18 protein-coding genes and 1 pseudogene are annotated in these 21693 nt (G+C 70.7%); 13 read left to right on the top strand and 6 right to left on the bottom strand.

What is annotated here, in order from left to right:
- The first annotated feature begins 16 nt into the window (after positions 1-16).
- The 7 genes from VNM44_RS09400 (at position 17) to VNM44_RS09370 (ending at position 8219) form a co-directional block, all read left to right on the top strand.
- Positions 17-2407, top strand: coding sequence for an ATP-binding protein (locus tag VNM44_RS09400; RefSeq protein WP_325625489.1), 2391 nt, complete (start codon positions 17-19; stop codon positions 2405-2407).
- A 5-nt stretch (positions 2408-2412) separates the two neighbouring features.
- Positions 2413-3936: a menaquinone biosynthesis decarboxylase gene (locus VNM44_RS09395; RefSeq protein WP_325625487.1), complete on the top strand. Its 1524-nt coding sequence runs from the start codon at positions 2413-2415 to the stop codon at positions 3934-3936.
- A gap of 61 nt (positions 3937-3997) precedes the next feature.
- Positions 3998-4915: a ubiquinol-cytochrome c reductase iron-sulfur subunit gene (locus VNM44_RS09390; RefSeq protein WP_325625485.1), complete on the top strand. Its 918-nt coding sequence runs from the start codon at positions 3998-4000 to the stop codon at positions 4913-4915.
- Between the two features lie 7 nt (positions 4916-4922).
- Complete coding sequence (locus VNM44_RS09385) at positions 4923-5699, top strand: cytochrome b (RefSeq protein ID WP_325625482.1); 777 nt, start codon at positions 4923-4925, stop codon at positions 5697-5699.
- The gene (locus VNM44_RS09380; RefSeq protein ID WP_325625480.1) at positions 5699-6520 is read left to right on the top strand and encodes a c-type cytochrome; all 822 of its coding nucleotides are present in this window, start codon (positions 5699-5701) and stop codon (positions 6518-6520) included. Before VNM44_RS09385 ends, VNM44_RS09380 begins: the two co-directional genes overlap by 1 nt.
- Positions 6521-6636: 116 nt before the next feature.
- A complete protein-coding gene (locus VNM44_RS09375; protein WP_325625478.1) occupies positions 6637-7320 on the top strand; it encodes a class I SAM-dependent methyltransferase in 684 nt (227 codons plus the stop codon).
- Positions 7317-8219 (top strand): polyprenyl synthetase family protein, encoded by a 903-nt coding sequence (locus tag VNM44_RS09370; RefSeq protein WP_325625476.1) that lies wholly within the window; start codon positions 7317-7319, stop codon positions 8217-8219. Before VNM44_RS09375 ends, VNM44_RS09370 begins: the two co-directional genes overlap by 4 nt.
- A 3-nt stretch (positions 8220-8222) precedes the next feature.
- On the opposite strand, the gene VNM44_RS09365 is transcribed toward VNM44_RS09370, so the two are convergent.
- Both VNM44_RS09365 and VNM44_RS09360 read right to left on the bottom strand, forming a co-directional pair.
- Positions 8223-9269, bottom strand: coding sequence for a radical SAM protein (locus tag VNM44_RS09365; protein ID WP_325625474.1), 1047 nt, complete (start codon positions 9267-9269; stop codon positions 8223-8225).
- On the bottom strand, positions 9266-10636 hold the full coding sequence (locus VNM44_RS09360; RefSeq protein ID WP_414652966.1) for a radical SAM protein: 1371 nt from the start codon (positions 10634-10636) through the stop codon (positions 9266-9268). Before VNM44_RS09360 ends, VNM44_RS09365 begins: the two co-directional genes overlap by 4 nt.
- Positions 10637-10709: 73 nt before the next feature.
- Here VNM44_RS09360 and VNM44_RS09355 point away from each other — a divergent pair, with 73 nt between their 5' ends.
- Positions 10710-11480, top strand: coding sequence for a menaquinone biosynthesis protein (locus VNM44_RS09355; protein WP_325625467.1), 771 nt, complete (start codon positions 10710-10712; stop codon positions 11478-11480).
- Here VNM44_RS09355 and VNM44_RS09350 read toward each other — a convergent pair.
- Positions 11432-12106, bottom strand: coding sequence for a DUF998 domain-containing protein (locus tag VNM44_RS09350; protein WP_325625465.1), 675 nt, complete (start codon positions 12104-12106; stop codon positions 11432-11434). The genes VNM44_RS09355 and VNM44_RS09350 overlap by 49 nt on opposite strands.
- 89 nt (positions 12107-12195) lie before the next feature.
- Here VNM44_RS09350 and VNM44_RS09345 point away from each other — a divergent pair, with 89 nt between their 5' ends.
- From VNM44_RS09345 to VNM44_RS09325, 5 genes are read left to right on the top strand one after another with little or no spacing between them, the layout of a single operon-like run.
- On the top strand, positions 12196-13938 hold the full coding sequence (locus tag VNM44_RS09345; protein ID WP_325625463.1) for a phosphodiester glycosidase family protein: 1743 nt from the start codon (positions 12196-12198) through the stop codon (positions 13936-13938).
- A 39-nt stretch (positions 13939-13977) separates the two neighbouring features.
- Entirely contained in the window at positions 13978-14673 is a 696-nt protein-coding gene (locus VNM44_RS09340; RefSeq protein ID WP_325625459.1) for a DedA family protein, read from the top strand.
- 51 nt (positions 14674-14724) lie between these two features.
- A complete protein-coding gene (locus VNM44_RS09335) occupies positions 14725-15801 on the top strand; it encodes a DegT/DnrJ/EryC1/StrS family aminotransferase (protein ID WP_325625457.1) in 1077 nt (358 codons plus the stop codon).
- 13 nt (positions 15802-15814) lie between these two features.
- Positions 15815-17695, top strand: a complete 1881-nt coding sequence (locus VNM44_RS09330) for a nucleoside-diphosphate sugar epimerase/dehydratase (protein WP_325625454.1) — start codon at positions 15815-15817, stop codon at positions 17693-17695.
- Positions 17696-17718: 23 nt separating this feature from the next.
- Complete coding sequence (locus VNM44_RS09325; RefSeq protein ID WP_325625452.1) at positions 17719-18498, top strand: metallophosphoesterase; 780 nt, start codon at positions 17719-17721, stop codon at positions 18496-18498.
- A 6-nt stretch (positions 18499-18504) separates the two neighbouring features.
- Here the strand turns inward: VNM44_RS09325 and VNM44_RS09320 are convergent, their stop codons facing one another.
- From VNM44_RS09320 to VNM44_RS09310, 3 genes and pseudogenes are all read right to left on the bottom strand, one after another.
- Entirely contained in the window at positions 18505-20199 is a 1695-nt protein-coding gene (locus tag VNM44_RS09320) for a hypothetical protein (RefSeq protein ID WP_325625450.1), read from the bottom strand.
- Between the two features lie 58 nt (positions 20200-20257).
- Complete coding sequence (locus VNM44_RS09315; protein WP_325625448.1) at positions 20258-21271, bottom strand: DUF354 domain-containing protein; 1014 nt, start codon at positions 21269-21271, stop codon at positions 20258-20260.
- Positions 21271-21693, bottom strand: a pseudogene (locus tag VNM44_RS09310) (hypothetical protein); the annotation flags it as partial. The gene VNM44_RS09315 and the pseudogene VNM44_RS09310, both read right to left, overlap by 1 nt.

Here is a 21693-nt window from a genome sequence, read left to right as displayed (position 1 = left end):
GGGCGAAGCTCTCGGGGTGCGGCGCGATCTTCCCGCGGGAACGGTGACGTTCGTGTTCACGGACATCGAGGGCTCGACCCGCATGCTCGCGGAGCTCGGATCGGACCGGTACGGGGACCTCTTGTCGAGGCATCACAGCGTCTGTCGTGAGGCGTGGGCTGCCCACGGCGGTGTGGAGGTCGAGACGGCCGGCGACGCGTTCTTCGTGGCGTTCCCGACCGCGTCGGGCGCGCTTCGTGCTGCGAGCGAGGTGCAAGCGGCTCTGCCCGAACTCGGGCTGCATGTGCGGATCGGCGTCCACACGGGCGAGGTGACCGTCGGGGAGACGGGATACGTGGGACTCGAAGTGCACCGGGCAGCTCGGATCGCTGCCGCGGCGCACGGGGGCCAGGTCGTCGTCTCGGCCTCGACCGCTGCGTTGACCAGACACGCCGATCTGGTGGGTCTGGGGGAGCACCGGTTGAAGGACATCGACGAGCCGGTGGCGATCTACCAGCTGGGCGACGGCGACTTCCCCCCGCTGAAGACGATCTCGAATACGAACCTGCCGCGGCCGACGAGCTCGTTCGTCGGTAGGGGGCACGAGCTCCGAGAGGTTCTCGCGAGGTTCGGTCGAGGTGCCCGGCTCGTCACCCTCACCGGACCGGGTGGATCGGGCAAGACACGCCTGGCGCTGGAGGCCGCGGCGACCCTGGTCACCCACTACAACGCCGGCGTCTTCTGGGTGGGCCTCGCCGCATTGCGCGATCCCGACCTCGTCCTGTCGTCGATCGCGCAGGCGCTTGGCGTGAAGGAAGGCCTCCCGGCTCACATCGCCGACCGTCAGCTCCTGTTGTTGCTGGACAACCTCGAGCAGGTGATCGAAGCCGCGCCGCAGCTCTCCGAGCTTCTCGGAGCGTGCCCGAAGCTCGCCTTGCTCGTGACGTCGAGAGAGCTGCTTCGCATCGACGGCGAGGTCGAGTTCCAGGTTCCGCCCCTTGCGGAGCCCGACGCCATCGCGCTCTTCTGTGCGCGAGCGCAGGATGAGCCCGGTGACGCGGTCCGTGAGCTGTGCGCGCGACTCGACCACCTCCCGCTCGCAGTCGAGCTCGCGGCGGCGCGCACCAGGGTGCTGTCGGCGCCGCAGATCCTCGACCGACTCTCAGAGAGGCTCGACCTGTTGAAGGCGGGCCGCGACGCCGACCCGCGGCAGCAGACGCTCCGCGCCACGATCGAGTGGTCGTACGACCTCCTCTCGAACGAGGAGCAGAGGCTCTTTCGCGCGTTCTCGGTCTTCGCGGGTGGATGCACGCTGAATGCTGCCGAGGAGATCGCCGGCGCCGACGTCGATGCGCTTCAGTCGCTGGTCGAGAAGTCGCTGCTGCGGTTTACCGACGAGCGTTATTGGATGCTCGAGACAATCCGCCACTACGCCGGCGAGCGGCTCCGAGAGTCGGGCGAGGCCGAGGTCATCGAACTGCGTCACGGCGGGTTCTTCCTCGAGCTGGCCACGTCGCACGCCTCCGGCCGCGGTCATGTCGTCGAGTCGGGTGCGGTACGGCGGATCGCGCCCGAGCGCGACAATCTTCGCACCGCGATCGATGCCGCAGTCGCGCGAAACGATCTGTCTTTCGTTGCGGAGGCTCTCGGCCTCCTGTGGCCGGTTCTGCTCTCCACGGGGAACGCACACGAAGGGGTCCGGTGGGCACGTCTCGCGCTCGGAGAACGTGATCGCCTCTCGGAAGACGATCTTCGGAGCGCGCTCATCGGCGGCGGCGAGCTCCTCCGTCACGTGGGCGAGCTCGACGAGGCGGAGCGGCTCAAGCTCGAGCTCGTCGAGCTCGGCGCCCCAGGTGACCATTGGCTGACGTCGACGTTCGCAGACCTTTCCGACATGGCGCTCGAGCGGGGAGACGTCGCACGTGCGAGGGCGTACGCGGATCGGGCCTTCGCGGTCGACGAACGTGACGCCCGAGGCCTGTACGCGCTCGCCGAGGTCGAGCTCCGCGAGGGCGACCTCGCGTCTGCGGAGAGTCATTTCACCGAGTGCGCGCGCCGGTTCGAGGGGATGCACGACTTCAACTACGGGTTCTCGCTGGAAGCGCTCGGCGAGACCGCGCGGCGGCGAGGTGACGCCGCGCGCGCGACCGCCTGCTTTCTCGATGCGGCACGCCACTTCGCGAAACTGGGAGATCAGGCCTGTGTGGGCGACTGCCTGGACGGGCTTGCGGCCGTCGCGGCCGACGCTGGCAGCGCCGAGCGGGCGGGCGTGCTTGCCGGTGCGGCCGACCGGATGCGTGCCGACTGGGGCCGTCCACCGAGCCGTCGCGACCGGGTGCTTCACGGCCTCCCCGAGACCGCCTGCGCGAGAGGACGCACGATGTCGGTCGACGAGGCACTGGAGTTCGCGCGCGCGTCCATAGACTGACCGCGATGTCCGCGCCAGCCGCCGACCTCCGCGAGTGGATCGCGCTGCTGGAGCGCGAGAACGAGCTCGTCCGCGTGCGGGCCGAGGTCGACCCCGACCTCGAGATCACCGAGATCACCGACCGCGTCGTCAAGAGCGGTGGGCCCGCGCTCCTGTTCGAGAACGTGAAGGGCTCGAAGCTGCCGCTCTTGATCAACCAGTTCGGCACCGAGCGGCGGATGTGCCTCGCGTTCGGCGTCGAGCGCCTCGACGACGTCGCGGCGCGGCTCGAGGAGGTGCTCGAGCTGACGCCGCCCCAGGGGCTGATGGACAAGGTCCGCAAGCTCGGCACGCTCAAGTCGATCGCGGACTCGGCGCCGAAGTCGGTGTCGAAGGGGGCGTGCCAGGAGATCGTCCTCGAGGGCGACGCCGTCGATCTCGACGCGCTCCCGATCATGCGCTGCTGGCCGCTCGACCCGGCGCCCTTCATCACCCTCCCGGCGGTGATCACGCAGGACCGCGAAACCGGCGTCCGGAACGTCGGCATGTATCGGATGCAGAAGGTCGACCGTCGCTCGACGTTCATGCACTGGCAGGTGCACAAGGACGGTCGCGCCGACCTGCTGGCGGCGCCGGACGGCCGCATCCCGGTCGCGGTCGCGCTCGGGCTCGATCCGGTCACGGCCTACTCCGCGAGCGCGCCGCTGCCGAAGCACGTCGGCGAGCTGATGGTCGCGGGGTTCCTCAAAGGGTCGGCCGTTCAGCTCGTGAAGTGCAAGACGGTCGACCTCGAGGTTCCGGCCAACGCCGAGATCGTCCTCGAGGGATGGGTCGACGCGGCGGACGGCGGCCTGGAGGGACCGTTCGGCGATCACACGGGCTACTACACGCCGCCGGAGCCGTTCCCCGTCTTCCGCATCTCGGCGATCACCATGCGCCGGGACGCGATCTACCCGTCGATCGTCGTGGGCAAGCCGCCGGCGGAGGACGAGTGGCTCGCAAAGGCGACCGAGCGCATCTTCCTCCCGGCCATCCGCATGAGCGTCCCCGAGATCGTCGACTACGACCTGCCGACCGCGGGCGCGTTCCACAACTGCGTGATCGTGTCGATTCGCAAGCGCTTCCCCGGCCACGCTCGGAAAGTGATGCACGCGGTCTGGGGCCTTGGGCTCCTCTCGCTCACGAAGGCCGTCGTCGTGGTCGACGAGGGCGTCGACGTGCACGACTACGCGGAGGTGTTCTTCCGCGTCTGCGCGAACGTCGATCCGAAGCGGGACGTCGTCCTCGCCGACGGGCCGCTCGACCAACTCGACCACGCGTCGGTGCTGCCGAGCTTCGGCGGGAAGATCGGGTTCGACGCGACGGCGAAGGGACCGGACGAGGGCGCCCGAGAGTGGCCGTCCGAGATCGTGATGACGGACGAGGTCCGCTCGCGCGTCGACGCCCGTTGGAGCGAGCTCGGGTTACCGGAGCGGGACGACCGCGGAACCGTGCAGAATGGTCGCCGGGTCACGGCGGGGTGGCGGGGGCCACGGCCGGTTCGTCGTTGACACCGAGCAGGGTGGGACGGTTGAATCACCAACCGGAGCACGGGACGCACGGAGCCACCGAGTGACCGACGACGAGCGCGAGACACAGCATCTCCCGGCCCCGAGCCTCTGGCCGATCGGCTTCGCGCTCGGCGTCGCGTGCATACTCGTCGGCCTCGTCATCAGCGTGCCCGCGCTGATCGTCGGCGCGATCATCGCGCTCGTGTTCGGGTTCCTCTGGGTGCGGGATCTCTTTGTGCAGCATCCGGTGACGAGCGCGACCGACATGGCCGCCGCGCCTGCGACGGCACCGGCGGTGACCGAGGCGGACCTCGGGTCGAACGTCGACCGTGCGACCTTCCTCTCGCTCGCCACGATCGGGGTGGGCGGCCTGATCGGCGCGGCCGCGACGCTGCCGCCGCTCGGGTTCGCGGTGCTGCCGTCGTTCATGGGCGAGGGCGTGAAGACGCACGACGTCGACCTCGGGCCGATCTCGAACTTCCCGGAGAACGAGTACGTGATCGCCACGTACCTCGAGAACCCCGACGCCGGCGAGGTCTCGCGGCGAACCGCGTTCATCCGCAACAACGGACGGACCGAGGACGGCATCCCGAGCTTCACCGCGATCTACAGCCGCTGCGTCCATCTCGGCTGCCCGGTGCAGCCGAACGGCCCGATCGACGAGCAGGCGAAGAAAGAGGTCAACGGAATCGAGCTGCGGCCGGTGCTCGCGGCGAGCTTCGGGTGCCCGTGCCACGGCGGCCTCTACGACTCGGAGGGCAACCGCTCGGCCGGCCCGCCCGTGCGCTCGCTCGATCGCTTCGAGTTCTCGATCAAGGACGGGAACCTGATCCTCGGCCGCGTCTTCAGCGTCGGGAACGTCGACGGCACGGGGGCGAAGGCGCGGATCACGAAGTACTACAAGGCCTACCCCGGTGTCCACGTCGACGGTGTCGAGAAGTGGCTCTATCCGATTCCGACCCCGGGCTCGACGGGGTGAGGCGCTGATGGCGAAATCCGGCCGCAAGGGCTACGAGACCGCCGTGCTGGTTCCACTCGACTGGGTCGAGGAGCGGTCGGGGCTCGTCGGCTACACGAAGTGGTTCCTGTTCCGCAAGGTGCCGCACGACATCAGCTGGGCCCAGACGCTCGGCGCAGCCTCGCTCACGGCCTTCATCGTCCAGCTGATCACCGGCGTGTTCCTCGCGATGTACTACAGGCCGGATCCCGCGACGGCCTATGCCTCGATCCAGAACATCACGACGGAGGTCACGCTCGGCTGGCTCGTCCGTGGGATGCACAAGTGGGGCGCGAGCGTCTTCATCATCCTGATGTTCCTGCACATGGCGCGAGTCTTCCTGTTCGGCGCCTACAAGTACCCGCGCGAGCTGAACTGGATCATCGGCGCGCTCATTCTCGTGCTCGGCATGCTCGAGGGGTTCACGGGGTACCTGCTGCCCTGGGACAACACGGCCTACTGGGCGACCGTCGTCGGGATCAACCTGAACGCCACGGCACCGTTCCTCGGGCCGTTCCTCGCCCAGTTCCTCCAGGGCGGGCTCAACATCAACCCCGACACGCTGCCGAAGTTCTACGCCCTGCACATGCTGCTGGTCCCGGGCGGGATCATGGCGCTCATCGGGCTGCACCTGTACCTCGTCGTGCGGCTCGGGGTGACGTCGCCGACCTGGTCGCACACCGCGGCGGGCCGCGAGCGGCCGGAGACGGCGGGCCCGCGCGAGGGCCTCATCCGCGAGCCGGTTGCCGAGGGTGGTGAGTCGTAGTGGCGGTCTCGCCGAAGGAACGCAACCGCGCGTACCACAAGCGCTACAAGGAGGACGTCGAGCGCGAGGGGAAGAGCTTCTACCCCTACGCGGTCCTTCACGACTCGATCATGTCGCTGGTCGTCGTCGCGGTGATCATCGTGCTGGCGGTCATCTGGCACTACACCGCGGACGGCACGGATGCCGGGATCCTCGGCCCCTGGTACACGGACCAGGCCGACCCTGGGACGATCGCCTTCGTCCCGCGCCCGGACTGGTTCTTCTACTTCCTCTTCTATCTCCTGCGGATCTTCAAGTGGCCGGAGACGGTCGTGCTCGGCACGGTCGGCATCCCGACGCTGCTCTTGATCCTGCTGATCGGGCTGCCGTTCTACGACCGCCGCCCCGAGCGGCGGATCAGCCGGCGTCCGGTGGCGACCGTCGCCGCGATCCTCGTCGTCATCTCGATGGGCGTCCTGACGTGGAAGGGAGCGACCGCGAAGGAGGCGCTCGGGTCGGAGCTGATCGCCACGGGCGAGCCCGAGCGGTGGGCACAGGAGCAGGGCTTCGCGGACAACCGGACGGCGGTCGAAGGTGCGCGGCTCTTCGCCGAGTCGGGCTGCCTCAACTGCCACACCTACCTCGGCGAGGGCAACGGCAACCTCGGTGCGCCGGACCTGACCGACGTCGGCGCATCCGGCCGCGGCGTGGACTTCTTCAAGTCGTACGTCTCGAACCCGGCCCAGTACGGAAACAACGTGATGATCTCGTACGGGTACCTCGGAGACGAGAACCTGACGAAGCTCGCGACGTTCCTCAACGCCTCCAAGGGCCCGAAGTAGCCCCGGCCGCGCGCGCGGTCGCCGACCGTCGAACGGCGAGCACGTACGCTCCCTCCCGTGCGCGTCTTCCTCGGACTCACGGGCGCGTCGGGCTCCGCTCGTCGGGCGGCGGTCGCATGACGCACGAGTCGGGGACGCTGCAGCCCGACGCGGTGCGGGGGATGTTCGACCGGATCGCGCCCGTCTACGACGTCATGAACCGCGTGATGACGGCCGGTCTCGACCGCGCCTGGCGCCGGCTCGCGGTGGAGGAGGTCGTCCAGCCGGGCTTCCGCGTGCTCGACGCGTGTTGCGGCACCGGCGACCTCGCGATCGCCGCCGAGCGGGAAGGCGGCATCGTGACCGGGCTCGACTTCTCACCGGCGATGCTCGAGCGCGCTCGCAGGAAGTCCGGCACGGTGACCTGGGTGGAGGGTGATGTCCTCGCCCTGCCCTTCCCCGACGGGTCGTTCGACGCGGCGACCGTCGGGTTCGGCGTCCGCAACGTCGCGGACCTCGAGGCCGGCGTCGCGGAGCTGGCGCGGGTGCTCCGGCCCGGCGGCCGGCTCGCGATCCTCGAGATCACGCGGCCGCGCGGCATCCTGCGCCCCTTCTTCTCGCTGTGGTTCGACCGCGTCGTGCCGCTGCTCGGGAGGGTGCTGCCCGGCGGCAAGGCGTACACCTACCTGCCGGCGAGCGTCCGCCGTTTCCCGGACGCGGAGGAGCTCGTTGCGCTGCTCGAGCGGAACGGGCTCGAACGGGTCCGCTTCCGGCTCCTCGGGGGAACCATCGTCGCGCTCCACGTCGGGGTGCGGACGTGAGCGCCCTCCAGACGGTGCGCGAGACGGAGGGGCTCGCCGAGTACCTCGACGCCGTGGAGGCGCGCCTCGCGGAGGTCGTGCAGGCGCACCCTGGCGTCGTCGCATCGGTGAGCTCGGACGCGCTCGCCGCGGGCGGGAAGCGCCTCCGGCCGACGTTGACGTTTCTCTCGTCGTCCCCCGACGCGGAGCCTCCTGTGGTCGAGGGGGCGGCCGTGGAGCTGGTGCACATGGCGACGCTCGTCCACGACGACATCGTCGACGGCGCCCGCCTGCGCCGTGGCCGTGCCTCCGCGTGGACCGCGCACGGAGCCGACGCCGCGAAGGCGGCCGGCGACCACCTCTTCGCGGGCGCCTTCGCGTTGCTCGCCGCCACCGGTTCCCACGAGCGCCTCACCGCGCTCGCCGACGCGTCTCTCGCGCTCGCGCGAGGCGAGGCACTCCAGCGGCTGCAGCGGAACGACCCGGACACGCCGGTCGAGGCGTACCTCGAGCGGTGCGCTCTCAAGACGGGCTCGCTCTTCGAGGCTGCCTGCGTGCTCGGGGGCGGCAGCGCCGAGTTCGGTCGCCTGCTCGGCATCGCCTTCCAGATCGTCGACGACGTGCTCGACTGCTCCGGCGAGACGGTCGAGACCGGGAAGATCCCTGGCACCGACCTCCGCGACGGGACGCCGACGCTGCCGCTCCTCCTCGCCGCGCAGGAGGACGACGTCGTCCGGCGGGCACTGGCGGGCGGCCCGCTCGAGAGCGCGCTCGTCCGCGTCGCGGCGACGGGGGCGCTCGAGCGCTCACGCGAGACGGCGCTCGACTACGCGCGGCGGGCGCGCGCATCGCTGGACGGCGCTGTCCGGCGCGAGGAGCTCGCCGCGCTCGCCGACGCCGTCGTCGACCGGAACCGCTGACGACTACGAGGCGCGGAGCGCGGCCGGGCGCTCGGCGTGGCGGTACTCGACGCGGTAGCCGAGCCGGCGAGGGATCGCGAGCAGCGCCTCGAGGTCGAGGTCGATCGTCGCGCCCGCCTTCTGCGTGACCTCGTCCTCGATCGGCAGGTCGAAGTCGTCGGCCCCGTAGTCGAGCGCCCGGAAGGCATCCGCGTTCTGCGTCAGCACCGATGTGCGAACGTGCTCGACGTTGTCGAGGAAGATCCGCGAGAGCGCGATGTGCCGCCGGTACTCCTCGGCGGAGATCTCCCGTCCGCCGAGCGCGGTGCCGTACGGCTTGTACGTCCAGCAGAGGAACGAGAAGAGCCCCTCGTAGCCGTCGCGCAGGCAGGCGTCCTGGAAGTCGCGGGTGCGCTGGAGGTGCTCGAGGCGCTCCTCGAGCGTCTCGTCGAAGCCGATCACCATCGTCGCCGTCGTCCGCATGCCGCTCTCGACGATCGCGCGTTGCGCGGCGAAGAACTCGGCGACCGTGTACTTGAACTTGGCGTGCCGTTTGCGAAAGTCCTCGGTGAGGATCTCACTGCCACCGCCGGTCACCCAGTGCACGCCGGCGTCGCGCAGGCGTGCGGCCGCCTCCGCATGAGAGATTCCGGCGCGATCGGCGAGGTAGAGGAACTCGGCGACGGTGAGCGCGTAGAACTCGACCCGGTCGCCGTAGCGCTCGCGCACCGCCGCGAAGAGGTCGCAGTAGTAGTCGAGCGGGAGCCTCGGGTTGAAGCCTCCGTTGAACCCGACCAGGTCGCCGCCGAGCTCGAGCAGCTCGTCGATCTTCGCGAACACCTCGCCGCGGTCCAGGACGTAGCCGCCCTCCTGGTTCGGCAGGACGTAGAAGGCGCAGTAGTCGCACTGGGCGACGCAGACGTTCGTGTAGTTGACGATCCGCATCACCATGTACGTCGCGTGATCCGGCTCGTGCCAGCGCGCGCGTACCGCGCCCGCCAGATCCCGGAGCTCCTCGTCGGACGCTTCGCGCCAGAGGCGAGCCGCCTCCTCGATCGAGACTCGGCTCATGCCGGCACCGCCTCCTCGACGGTGACCTCGTCGGGGTCGAGCGTGTCCATGAACGAGCTCACGGAGAAGACCGCGTTCCCCGCTCCCGCGACGCCGTAGCCGGGCGGCGGGCGCAGGCCGTGGCGGGCCAGCGCCTCGCGATAGGCCTCGAGCAGGCGGATGTGGTACTCGAGCGGCGCGCCGTCCGGGTTGTCGCGACCGAGCGGCGTGGTCGGTTCGGGGCACCATGTCGTGAACCGCGGCGTGACGCCGTGGCTCATGAAGAAGTCGAGACCCTCCGTCGTCGACGCGATCGCCGCGTCGATCGTCTCGAACCCGAAGGGCTTCGCCATCTCGACGCCTGCGACGAAGTTCGGGATCACGAAGCGCGGCCCGAACACCTCCGCGGCGTCGAGAACCCGCCGGTGCCACTCCTCGCGGCCGACGTAGCGCTGCTTGCCGGGCGAGATCAGCTCGAAGAGCCGCTTGTCCCAGACCTCGTAGTTGGGGTGGTAGATCGAGATCCCGTAGTCCTTGTAGCGCTGCACGTCCGCACGTGGAAGCGCCTGGGCGACCACCTTGCCGAGCCAGCGGCCCGGGAAGCGCTCCTCGATCGCCTGGGCGTAGCGGCCGTAGAAGTCCGCCTCGGCAAGCCCGTCGACCGTGCTCGTGACCGAGCCGCCGGTGAGCGTGTACGCCTTGCTCGTGCGGTCGGCGTCGTAGCGGTCGATCAGCTCGAGCGCCTCGAGCACGTCCGCCACCGGCTTCACGCCCGTGTACGGCCGGCCCTCGCGCTTGTGCTGGCGCCAGTTGTGGTTGATGTCGCAGAAGCCGCACTCCTCCTTGGCGCCGAAGTACTGGCAGAGCCGCAGCACGGTGAGGTAGATCAGGTAGCCCCACTGGATCGTCGGCGCGGTCTCCATCACCGTCTTGCCGTTCGCGAGCGTGTGGCGGTAGTACTCGGGCATCGGGGGAAGGCCGACGTCGGCGACCCGACGGCCTTCGAGGCTCAGCTCGAGGGCGTCGTCACGGCGCTCGACGCGGTACGGCGAGCCCGGGTTGACGCGGACGGAGACGATCGTGCGGCGCAGACCGTACGGGCCGCCGGTGAGGGCGAGCTCTTCCGGCGGGCGACGCCGCGCCGCCTCGCCGAGCTCTGCGAGGGGCTTCTGGTCGAACGAGAAGATGAAGTACGACTTCGGCTTGACCTCGCCGTCGAGGTTGTCCGAGAGCGTCGCGTCGTCGAACGCGATCCCGGTGCGGAGGAGGTCCTCCTTGAGCACCGCCTCCCGCGGGACGTGCGGGAAGCGCTCCATCAACGACTCGACGAGCGCGGTGCGGGTCGCGGTCACGTTGCCCACGCCTGCAAGGTATCGACGGCGGCGCATGCGTGAGGGGCTGGGGATACGCTGGCGAGGCGATGCCGACGCTCACGTACACCCACCGGAAGAAGGTCGCGCAGTGATCCGCCTGGGCCGAATCTCCTACGTCAACATGGCGCCGGTCTTCCACCGGCTGACCGCCGAAGTCGAGGAAGTGACCGGCGTTCCGACGGAGCTCAACCGAATGCTGATGGCCGGGGAGATCGACATCGCGCCGATCTCCTCGATCGAGTACGCGCGGAACGCTTCGCGCCTGCGGCTCCTGCCGCGGCTCTGCGTCTCGTCGGAGGGCGCGGTCGACTCGATCCAGCTCGTGACGAAAATTCCGCTCGGGCGTGTGCGGACGGTCGCCGTGACGCCCGAGAGCGCCACGTCGGTCGTCCTCACGAAGGTGCTCCTGCCGCAGGCCGACAGGCTGCCGCTCGAGGCGGCGGCCGAGGCGGACGCGAAGCTGCTGATCGGCGACGCCGCCCTGAAGAGCGCGTTCGAGGACCCGACGCCGCACTACGACCTCGGCCGGCTGTGGCTCGAGCGGACGGGACTCCCGATGGTCTTCGCCGTCTGGGCCGCGCCGGAGCCGGTCGTCGACGGGCTGCTCGAGCTGCAGGATGCCCTCGTCGCCTCGGTTCGCCTCGCGCGCTCGGAGCCGGAGCGCCTTGCGTACGAGGCGAGCGAGCGCTACGGCTACCCGCCGGGCTTCCTCGCGCGGTACTTCGAGAAGCTCCGTTACAGCTTCGGCCCGCGCGAGCGCGCCGGCTTCTACACCTTCCTCGAGATGGCACGCGACGTCGGAGAGCTCGCTCAGGTGCCCGAGCTGCGGTTCCTCCAGGACGAGGTCACGGTCGCCTGATCCCCATGCTGCCCGGACGCCACGCGTAGCAGCCGGAGCCCGATCAAGCCGACCCACAGGAACCACACGACGCTGCCGGCGCGGGTGGCGGCGCCCGGGCCGACGGCACCGAGCACGCCGCTCGCGACGATCACGGCCGGCGTCGCGAGCAGCGTCGGCACCCAGGCGGAACGCCACTCCGGCAGCCGCCGGAACGCGAACGCGAGCACGAGCGGCGTGAGGAGGATCGCGACGGCGGTGACGCCCGACTCGACCTTGTGGGCCGAGGAGTGCCACGACGTGTTGTCGCAGGCCGCGTCGATCCCTTGGCAGTCGAGCCGGAAAAAGCCGTCGAGCATGAGGCCCGTGGCTGCGACGGCCAGGCCGACGGTTCCGAGCCGCGCGAGCCATCCGAAGCCGAGCACGTACCAGAGGCCGAGGGCGAGACACAGCACCAGGAGGCCCGTGAGGTTCGCGGCCACCTGGTTGTAGAGCCACGGGCTCGACGCGGTGAGCGCTCCGAGGTCGCTGATGTCGTCGTCGGCGGGGCTGAAGGCGTCGGGCTGGGCGAGGTCGCCCAGGAGGACGCCGGCGACGAACGTCACGGGCGCCAGGACTCCGCAGAGCGCAGCGATCCGGGTCGGCACGGCACAAGTCTCTCAGGCCTCGACCCTGTACGAAATCCGTGAGGATTCGGGGCTGCGGCCGGGTGCTCCACTACGCTCGGCCGGGGTCGATGCACCGTCTCCTTTCCACTCTCGCAGTCTCGTCGCTCGCCGCCGTGCTGCTCGCTTCGACGGGCGCCGGCGCGCCGCGGGAGCTCTGGCCCGGCGTCACATTCGAGCAGGGAGTCCAGTTCACGACGCGCGGCCCCGTCGCGATCAACGTCCTGCGCGGCCCGCGGCCCGGAGGGCTGACGACGCTCGAGCCGGTCCTCTCGAACGACACCGTCGTCGGGCGCGAGACGCTCACGTCGATGCAGGTGCGTCTGCGGCCGACCGCGACCGCCGCGGGCGTCAACGGCGACTACTTCACGCTCGCGACGGGCAAGCCGTCGGGAGTCCTCATGCGGGACGCGCAGCTCGTGAGCCCGCCGAACGGCGGACGCTCGAGCGCGGGGATCCGCAGCGACGGAGCGCTCGACGTGCGCCGCGTCGCGTTCGCCGGGACGTGGCGCGCGTCGGTGACCGCGCGGGGCCTGGGCGCGCTGAACGCGACGCCCGCCGCGAACGGCGCCGCGCTCTACACCGATGCGTACGGCCCGAGTACGCCCGCCCTCGCCGGGAGCGCCGCCGCGATCCTGTTTCCGTTCCCCGCCGCGACGCCCGAGATCGGCCTCGCCGCGCCGATCGTCGAGGCGCGACCCGAAGGCGGGGCGGTCGCGATCCCGCCGGGAGGCGCGGTGCTCGTGGCGCGCGGGACGCAGGCGGCGGTGCTCAGGGCGGAGGCGCCGGCCGGAGGGACGATGACGGTCACCCTCGGTCTCCGGCCGTCCTGGCCCAACGTCGTCGGCGCGATCGGCGGCGGGCCGCAGATCGTCCGGAACGGCGCGCCGATCTTCCGGGCCGGCGAGTTCTTCACGACCAAGCAGCTCGGTCCTCGCGCTCCCCGAAGCGCGGTCGGCCAGCTGCGCGACGGCCGCATCGTGCTCGTCGCCGTGGACGGTCGGCAGCCCGGGTACAGCATCGGCCTGACCAACTTCGAGCTGGCCCAGGCGCTCGTCCGGCTGGGCGCGGTGACCGGGATGGCGCTCGACAGCGGCGGCTCGACGACGATGGCGGTCGACGGGGCGCTGCTCAACCGCCCGTCGGACGGGAACGAGCGGCGGATCTCGACGGCGCTGATGTTCCTCTACCACGGCGTCTACGCGCCCGAGCCGCCCGCGCGCGTCTCCCCGAACGGCGACGGCGTGGACGACGCGCCGAACCTGAGCTACCGGCTCGTGCGGCCGTCGTCGGTGACCGTCACGCTCCGCGCCCCCGACGGGTCGACCCCCGTGTCGACGCAGGCGCAGCAGGCGGCCGGGAGCTATCCCGTGCCGTTCGTCGGCGGGGGCGAGACGGGTACCGGAGCGGCCGTTGCTGCCGGCCCCTGGACGCTCGAGGTGAAGGCGACGGACGACATCGGCCAGGAATCGGCGATGACGCGCACCTTCGTCGTCGACGACACGCTCGGCTTCCTCCGCGTGCCGAAGCTCCGCGCCGTGCCGCCTCGGGGCCGCGACATCGCCATCGCCTTCCGGCTCTCGCGCGAGGCGCGCGTCAGCGTCAGCGTGCTCGACGCGGCCGGGCGCACCGTCCGCCGCGGCCTTGCGGAGCCCGCGGCGCGTGAGGCGGGCGACCAGCGTGTCGTCTGGGACGGGCTCGGGTCGAACCGGCGCCGGCTCGAGGGCCGCTTCACGGTCGAGGTCGCCGCAACGAGCACGCTCGGGCGCTCGGTCCTGACCGCGCCGATCGTGATCCGCAAGGCAAGCGTCTAGCCGCCGGGGGCCGTCGGTGCCGACGGCTAGCATCCCGCGATGCCGGTCGCCAGCGTCCTCAGCGACATCACCACCTGGGTCACGAGCGCGATCGGCGACTACGGCCTCTACGCCGTCTTCCTCCTGATGCTCGTCGATGCGGTCTTTCCCGCGGCGAGCGAGGTCGTGATGGTCTACGCCGGTGCCGTCGCCTCGGGCGCCTTCGCCGGCCAGACGATCGCGCTCTTCGGCTACCACTTCGAGAGCGGTCTCCCCGCCTACCTCGCGGTCGCCGTCGCGGGGACGATCGGTTACCTGATCGGCTCGATCGGCGGTTGGGCGCTCGGCGACTATCTCGGCCGGCCGTGGCTGGAACATCACGGCCGCTGGCTGCACCTGAGCTCCGAGAAGCTCGACCGGGCCGAGCGCTGGTTCGACCGGTGGGAGGAGTGGGCCGTCTTCCTCGGGCGGATCACGCCGGTCGTGCGGTCGTTCATCTCCGTCCCGGCGGGCGTGTTCCGGGCGAGGTTCGGACCATACGTCTGGCTGACGCTGCTCGGGTCGGCGTTGTGGTGCTTCGCGTTTGCGGGTGCCGGTTGGGCGGCGGGCGCGAGCTGGGAGCAGTTCCACGAGGCCTTCCGCTTCGTCGACTACGTCGTCGCCGTGCTCGTGGTGGCAGCGGTGGCGGCGGTCGGGTGGCGCTTCGCGAGGCGCCGCCGGCAGCCCCGTGCCGACGGCGCGGACGAGCCGATTTAGCGTCGTTTGCGGCGAAGACGTCGCGGGAGGGGGCGGTACACTCCTGCCGTCGTGATCCCCCTCGTCGACGTCAAGGCGCAGTACGCGCCGTTCATCCCGGAGCTCCAGGCGCGCTTCGCGGACGTGCTCGAGTCGGGCCGGTTCATCTTCGGCCCCGAGGTCGAGGCGTTCGAGCGCGAAGCTGCGACGTACCTCGGCGTGCCGCATGCGATCGGCGTCGCGAACGGGACCGACGCCCTCGTCCTCGCGCTCGAGGCGATGGGAGTGGAGCGGGGCGACGAGGTGATCTGCCCCGCGTTCACGTTCTACGCGACCGCGGAGGCGATCGCGCGCGTCGGCGCGACGCCGGTCTTCGCCGACATCGACCCGGTGACGCTCGATCTCGATCCGGCGGCCGTCGCCGACGTCGTCACCCAGCGGACGAAGGCGATCGTCCCGGTGCACCTCTTCGGGCGTCCCGCTGCGCTCGACGGGCTCGCGGCACTCGGCCTGCCGCTCCTCGAAGACGCGGCACAGGCGTTCGGGGCCCCTGGGATCGCGACGACGGGCGTCTGCTCGACGTTCAGCTTCTTTCCGACGAAGAATCTCTTCGCGCTCGGTGACGGCGGCCTAGTCGCCTGCATCGACGACGCGGTCGCCGAGACGGTTCGGAAGCTGCGCTTCCACGGCTCGCGCGACAAGCAGACGTTCGAGCTGATCGGCGTCAACTCCCGCCTGGACGCCATCCAGGCGGCGGCGCTTCGCGTCTTCCTGCCGCATCTCGCCGGCTGGAACGCCGCGCGCCGCGAGGCGGCGGCACGCTACGCCGAGCTCGGCCTCGGTGACGTGGTCGAGCTGCCGGCCGACGAGCCCGGCCACGTCTACCACATGTACGTCGTCCGGTCGCCCGAGCGCGCCCGCATCGCGGAGGCGCTGCGCGACGCCGGGATCGCGTCCGCCTCCTACTACGTCACGCCGCTGCATCTGCAGCCGGCCATGGCGTACCTCGGCTATCGACCGGGGTCGCTCCCCGAGACCGAGCGGGCCGCCGACGAGAACCTCGCCCTGCCCATGTGGGGCGGCATCGGCCCCGACGAGCAGGAAGCGGTGGTCGCTACCGTGAAATCTGCCGTCGGCGTCGCCGTCTAGAGCCAGGAGCCACGTGCGCAGCCCCGTCAACCGCCATTCGATCTGGCAGGTCGGAGTCGACGCGCTGCTCGTCGCCGCAGCGTGGTGGCTCGCATGGAGCCTCCGCTTCGACCAGGGGCGCCCGCGCTACTACGACCGCTACCTCGAGTGGCCGATCGTCCTCCTCGTCGTCGGGATCACGCTCCCGGTCTTCGCGCTCTCCGGCTTCTACAACCGCTGGTGGCGCTACGTCTCGACGCGCGACATGTGGGCGGCCCTCAGGGGCGTCGTGCTCGCGTTGATCGCCGTCTTTCTCGTCTTCACGCTGTTCGACATCCACCTCGTGGCCGTCCCGCGCGGTGTCTGGTTCATCGACCTGCTCCTCTGCATGGCGTTCGTCGCCGGATCCAGGCTGCTGGCACGGACGATCATCGAGCGCCCGCTGCCCGGCCGGATCGTGAGCCGCGGCAAGGAGGCGGTCATCGTCGGCGCCGGCGACGCCGGCCAGCTCGTCGTGAAGGAGATGCAGCGCAGTCCGGCGCTCGGCTATACGCCGATCGGCCTGCTCGACGACGATCCCCGCAAGCGGAATCTGCGGCTGCACGGCGTCCGCGTCCTCGGCACGACGGCCGACCTCGAGCACGTGATCCGCGACCGCCGGCCCGACGAGGTACTGATCGCCATTCCGACCGCCTCGGGCGACGTCCGCGCGCGGATCTTCGAGACGGCCCGCGCGCTCGACGTTCCGGTGAAGACGCTCCCGAGCCTCTCCGAGCTCGTCTCCGGCGACGCCGACCTCGCCCGCCAGCTGCGCCCGGTCGAGGTGGAGGACGTCCTCGGGCGCGAGCCGGTGGAGGTGGACTTCGCTGCGATCTCCGAGTACCTGACCGGCGAGGTCGTCCTCGTCACGGGCGCCGGCGGCTCGATCGGGTCGGAGCTCTGCCGGCAGATCGCCAGAATCGGCCCCGCGAAGCTCGTCCTGCTCGACCACGCCGAGCCGGCGCTCTTCGAGATCGAGCGCGAGCTCGTCCGAGAGCGAGGCTTCCGCGCCGCCGCCGCCGTCGTGGGCGACGTCCGTGACCCGGTGAAGCTGCGCCAGGTGTTCGACAAGTACCGGCCCTGCGTCGTCTTCCACGCGGCGGCCTACAAGCACGTGGCGATGATGGAGGCGAACCCGATCGAGGCCGTCCGCAACAACACGCTCGGGACGAGAGTGGTCGCCGACGCTGCGGTGGAATACGGCGCCAAGCGCTTCGTCCTCGTCTCGACGGACAAGGCCGCGAACCCGAAGACGGTGATGGGCCAGTCGAAGGCGCTCGCGGAGTGGATCGTGGAGACCTGGGGTCACCGCGCGGAGGTCACCACGCGCTTCGTCGCCGTCCGCTTCGGCAACGTGCTCGGCTCGTCCGGCTCGGTCATCCCGATCTTCCGCCGCCAGATCGCCCGCGGTGGGCCCGTGACCGTCACGCACCCCGACATGACGCGGTTCTTCATGACGATCCCGGAGGCCGTGCAACTGATCGTCCAGGCGGGAGCGATCGGAGGCCGCGGCCAGGTCTACGTGCTCGACATGGGCGAGCCGGTTCGCATCGTCGACCTCGCCGAGAAGATGATCCGCCTCTCGGGAAAGGAGCCGGGCCGCGAGATCGTGATCGACTTCATCGGCCCCGCTCCCGGAGAGAAGCTCCACGAAGTCCTCGTCGGCGACGGCGAGACGGTCACGCCGAGCCGGCATCCGAAGATCGACTTGATCACGCGACCCCCCGTCGACACGGAGTGGCTCGAGGGCGAGCTCGCGCTGCTCGAGCGGCTCGTCGAAGAGGGCGAGACGCTCGAGCTCGTCGGCGAGCTCCGGCGCCTGGTCGGCGAGCCGCGCCGTGAGGTGGCGACGGTCGAGCCGGGACCCGTCCCGTAGCCGGCCATCCGCCCGTCTTCGTCGTGGGCGACGTCCACGGCCATCGCGACGTGCTCGTGGAGCTCCTGCGGCAGGCAGGGCTCGTGGACGCGGCGTCTCGGTGGTCGGGCGCGGACGCACGAGTGTGGCTCGTCGGAGACCTCGTCGACCGCGGCCCGGACGGCATCGGGACGGTCGATCTCGCCCGCGGGCTCGAGCGCGAGAGCGGCGGCGCGCTCCGCTGCCTGCTCGGCAACCACGAGGTCCAGCTCGTGGCCGTGCACCGCTTCGGACGGGAGGAGACGAGCATCCCGGGACAGACGTTCCGGGAGCTCTGGCTCTTCAACGGCGGTGTCGAGTCCGATCTGCGCGCGCTGACGCCGGAGCACGTCGAGTGGATCACGCGACTGCCGCCTCTCGCGCGCGACGGCCGCTGGCTCGTGGTCCACGCCGATACGAGCGCGTACCTCGAGCTCGGCAGCTCGCTGGAGGAGGTCGCGGCGGCGACTGCGGCGGTGCTCTCACGCGGGTCCGCGGCGGCGGTCGACGAGCTGCTGGGGATCGTCTCCGACCGCATGCGGCTCACCGAGCCGGCCGCGGTCGACGCGCTGCTCCGTGCGTTCGGTGGCGAGGTCATCGTCCACGGCCACACCCCGATCGCCTCGGTGCGGGGGGTCGACCCGCGCGACGTGCGCGAGCCGCTCGTCTACGGCGGGGGCCGGGTGATGAACGTCGATCACTGCCTGTTCGCCGGCGGCCCCGGGTTCGTCACGCGCCTCGAGAGCGGGTCGAGCCGTGTGGCCCGACCCGCTCCCGCGTCCTAGCCCGGGCTACGCGCCCGGGATCCGCACGAGGACGAGCTGGCCGCCCTCGCGCTTGTACGTGAAGTCGGGGCCCGCCGGTGGGACGTTGTCGTCGCCGGGTGCCTTGTCGACCCACAGCGTGTGTGCCTGCACGGTGACGAGGAACGCGCCCGGCCCGAAGGCCGCCGATGCGTCCACGACGCCGCTCGACTCCCACGCGCCGAGGTTTCCCTTCGCTGCCGCGTCGACGTCGGTCGGGCCCTCGTCGGCCGACTGATCGACCTTCGCGACGACCTCGGGGGCGCCGCCGCCCGTGAGCGGCACACGCCACAGCCGCGCCGTCGTCGCGTCGGGCGACGTGTCCGTCGGTGTGAACTGCTGGCTCGAGCCGGGGTCCTCCGTGATCAGGAGGCTCGACTGCGTCGTCTCGATGTTGTCCGGCTGGTGGATCTCCCTGAGGGTCTTCACGGGGTTGTCGTCGCCCTCGACGAAGATCGAGAGCGAGGTCACGAGCTTCGGGTTCGTCCTGTCCAGCACCATCTTCCAGACACGCCCGTTCGTCGACTTGCCCGGGCCCGGAGCGCCCGTGGTGCCGCGACCGGAGTCGATGATGTAGACGACGTTCGACATCCCCGGCCGCTTGTCGTACGCGATGTCCTCGACGCGGACGAAGCTGAAGACGCCGTTCGTCCGCGACCAGTAGTCGAGCACCCACTGCGGGCCGTCGATGCCGACGCCGTTCGGGTCGCGCTGCCAGGAGCCGTCGTTCGGCGGCGCAGGGAAGCCGAAGTCGGAGGCCTTGACCTCCGTGCCGTCCGCCTTCCGCCCCGTCGCGATCATGCGCGGCACCTCGATGAAGTGGCCGGAGACCGACTGCGCGCTCCCTGGCACGAAGTCCTCGTACTTCTGGAACGACGGGTTGTCGGACACGAACGCCCAGAGCGAGCCCTGGTCGTTCCAGACCGCGTCCGCGTCGTCGGCGATGTACGAGTACACCTGCGACTGCGACGGGTTGTTCGTGAAGGTGTCGTCGCCCGTCAGGAGCACGACGCCCGAGAACCCGGGGACCGCGACGGTGTTCTCGTGGTTCAGGCGTCCGAGGCCCCAGATCGGCCGGTTCTCGCCCGACTTGACGTCGTGCGCGACGACGACGCCGGCCTGCCTGGCCTCGGGCGCGCCGATCGTCGCCGGCCATGCCTTGCCCGTGCGGTTGACCCAGTCGACGGCCTCCTCGTTCGTGAAGAGCAGCGCCCGGTCGAAGCCCTGCTCCGTCCAGGCGAGGAAGCTCGAGCAGAAGCGTTGGAAGTTCTCCTCGCTCGAGACTGCCTGCCTCGTCGTCAGGACGCCCGCGCTGTGCTGGTTCAACGCCAGCATGCTGACTTCCGCGTTCGTGAAATCGTTCTGCGAGTTCGCCTCGGTGGGCGCCGTCGGGTTGTACGGGAACGGCACGAGCGACGTCTCGTGGTTGACGTAGACGTCGACGCGGCCGTTGCCCCGCGTCCGCAGGGCGACCCCGTCCGGAATGGACTCGAAGCGCATCTTGCCGGGGAGCATCTCCCCGACGGTCGCGATCGGCGTGAACGTCACGTCCGACCTGTCGCCCGTCATGAGCATCGACGGCTGCGAGGTCTTGAAACCGCTGTCGTTGTCTCCTGCGAGCGCCACGGCGGCCGAAACGGCGGCAACGACCACGGCGACGCCCAGGATCGAGAGTTTCCTCATCTGGGTCTCCCCTCCCTTGTCTGGACGGCAGGACAATACGCCCTCCGTTCCGGCGGGGCTATCCCTCGAGCGCGGAGAGCAAACAGTCGAGGAGCAGATCCGGTGGCCGCGTCGCGACGGGAGCCGCCTGTCCCTTGCGTTCGACGCGCAGGACGTCCGCGCTCGTGAGCGTACGGAGCCGGCCCTCGCGCACGAGCAGCGCGTCGACCGCCCCCAGGCGACCCGAGAACGTCGTGTAGACGGGCGTCCCGAGCGCAACCGCTTCGCGGTTCATCGTTCCTCCGGCGGAGACGACGAGGTCGGCCTGGGCCACGAGGCTCAACGCGTCCACCGCTCTTCCCGGAACGACGAGCGACGGCAGGCGCGCCGCTTCGAGCACGTCCCGCTGGTCGGGCGTGCGCGGCAGCACGACTGCCTGCACGTCCGGGTCCGAGCCGAGGCGGTCGAGCACGTCCGTGAACAGCGGGTTCCCGTGGCGGTGGTAGAGCGACACCTCCGGTGGGGTTCGTACGACGGCGAGAATGCGCGAGCGGTCGAGCTCGAGGTCGTCGAGCACCTGCGGGTCGGGGACGAACCCGTGGAGGTAGTACTCCTCCTTCAGCCCGGCGTACCTCCGTACCTTGCGTGCCGGCGCGCCGAGCCGGTCGAGGCGCTCCTGGGGAATGGCGTCCGGGACGACGACCCGGGTTGCGGCGCGGCAGCCGAGGCCGTGCTGGGCGAGCGCGAACTCGTAGTCGAACGCGTACGACGACGGCACCCCGAGCGAGCGGGCGACGAGCGGCAGCTCGTGCGAGGCGTGCGACAGGGCGAGGTCGAACCGGCGCGTCCGGGCGAACCCGCGGAGGGCCCGGAGGCGCTTCGCCATCGCGGCCGCCTTGGCGGCTCGCGAGGCGCCGCCGTGGGGTGGCCCAGCCACCGTGTGCTCGAGGCCGGCGTCCTCGAGCAGCTCGAGCGTCTGCGCGAAGTCGCGCGCCGTGAGCGTCACGTCGTGACCCCGCTCGCGGAGCAGCCGGACGAGCGGCCGGAAGTACACCACGTGAGGCGAGTTGGTCAGGTCGATCCAGACGCGCATCAGCTCTCCTCGCCGCCCGCGTACGGGTGGCTGTCGGTGAGCCCGAGCAGACGCGCGAGCGCGTCGTCGTCGATCGCACGGTCGGTCGCCTCGAACCGGGCACGCACGTAGGCCCCGAGCTCGTGCTCCTCCATCCGGCCGAGCTCGATCTGCTTCGTGCTGCACGAGAACGGCTCGTGCCCGTCGTTGGAGATCGTCGTGAGGACATGGCGCCGGGTACCGAGATACACGTGGCCGACCCCACGCTGCGTCTGGAAGATCGCCCGCATCACGTTCGGCAGGGTGTCGTGGACGCGCACCACCTCCTGGAACTCGTCGAAGACGACGACCACGCGGCGGTCACGCTCGGCGGCGATCTCCGCGGGCAGCTCGAGCAGGCGTTCGAGGACGAGGACATCCTGTCCGTTCCGACTTGTCCGCCG

Origin of the sequence: Gaiella sp., from assembly GCF_035558935.1 — a bacterium.
Lineage (GTDB): Bacteria > Actinomycetota > Thermoleophilia > Gaiellales > Gaiellaceae > Gaiella.
Note: the sequence above shows the minus strand (reverse complement) of the source record. Positions and strands in the feature narration are given on the sequence as shown.

What these genes read in the sequence shown, in the direction of transcription:
- VNM44_RS09395 (WP_325625487.1), top strand. Translation starts at nt 2,413, where the DNA reads ATGTCCGCGCCAGCCGCCGACCTCCGCGAGTGGATCGCGCTGCTGGAG.
- VNM44_RS09385 (WP_325625482.1), top strand. Translation starts at nt 4,923, where the DNA reads ATGGCGAAATCCGGCCGCAAGGGCTACGAGACCGCCGTGCTGGTTCCA.
- VNM44_RS09375 (WP_325625478.1), top strand. Translation starts at nt 6,637, where the DNA reads ATGACGCACGAGTCGGGGACGCTGCAGCCCGACGCGGTGCGGGGGATG.
- VNM44_RS09365 (WP_325625474.1), bottom strand. Translation starts at nt 9,269, where the DNA reads ATGAGCCGAGTCTCGATCGAGGAGGCGGCTCGCCTCTGGCGCGAAGCG.
- VNM44_RS09360 (WP_414652966.1), bottom strand. Translation starts at nt 10,636, where the DNA reads ATGCGCCGCCGTCGATACCTTGCAGGCGTGGGCAACGTGACCGCGACC.
- VNM44_RS09345 (WP_325625463.1), top strand. Translation starts at nt 12,196, where the DNA reads ATGCACCGTCTCCTTTCCACTCTCGCAGTCTCGTCGCTCGCCGCCGTG.
- VNM44_RS09340 (WP_325625459.1), top strand. Translation starts at nt 13,978, where the DNA reads ATGCCGGTCGCCAGCGTCCTCAGCGACATCACCACCTGGGTCACGAGC.
- VNM44_RS09320 (WP_325625450.1), bottom strand. Translation starts at nt 20,199, where the DNA reads ATGAGGAAACTCTCGATCCTGGGCGTCGCCGTGGTCGTTGCCGCCGTT.
- VNM44_RS09315 (WP_325625448.1), bottom strand. Translation starts at nt 21,271, where the DNA reads ATGCGCGTCTGGATCGACCTGACCAACTCGCCTCACGTGGTGTACTTC.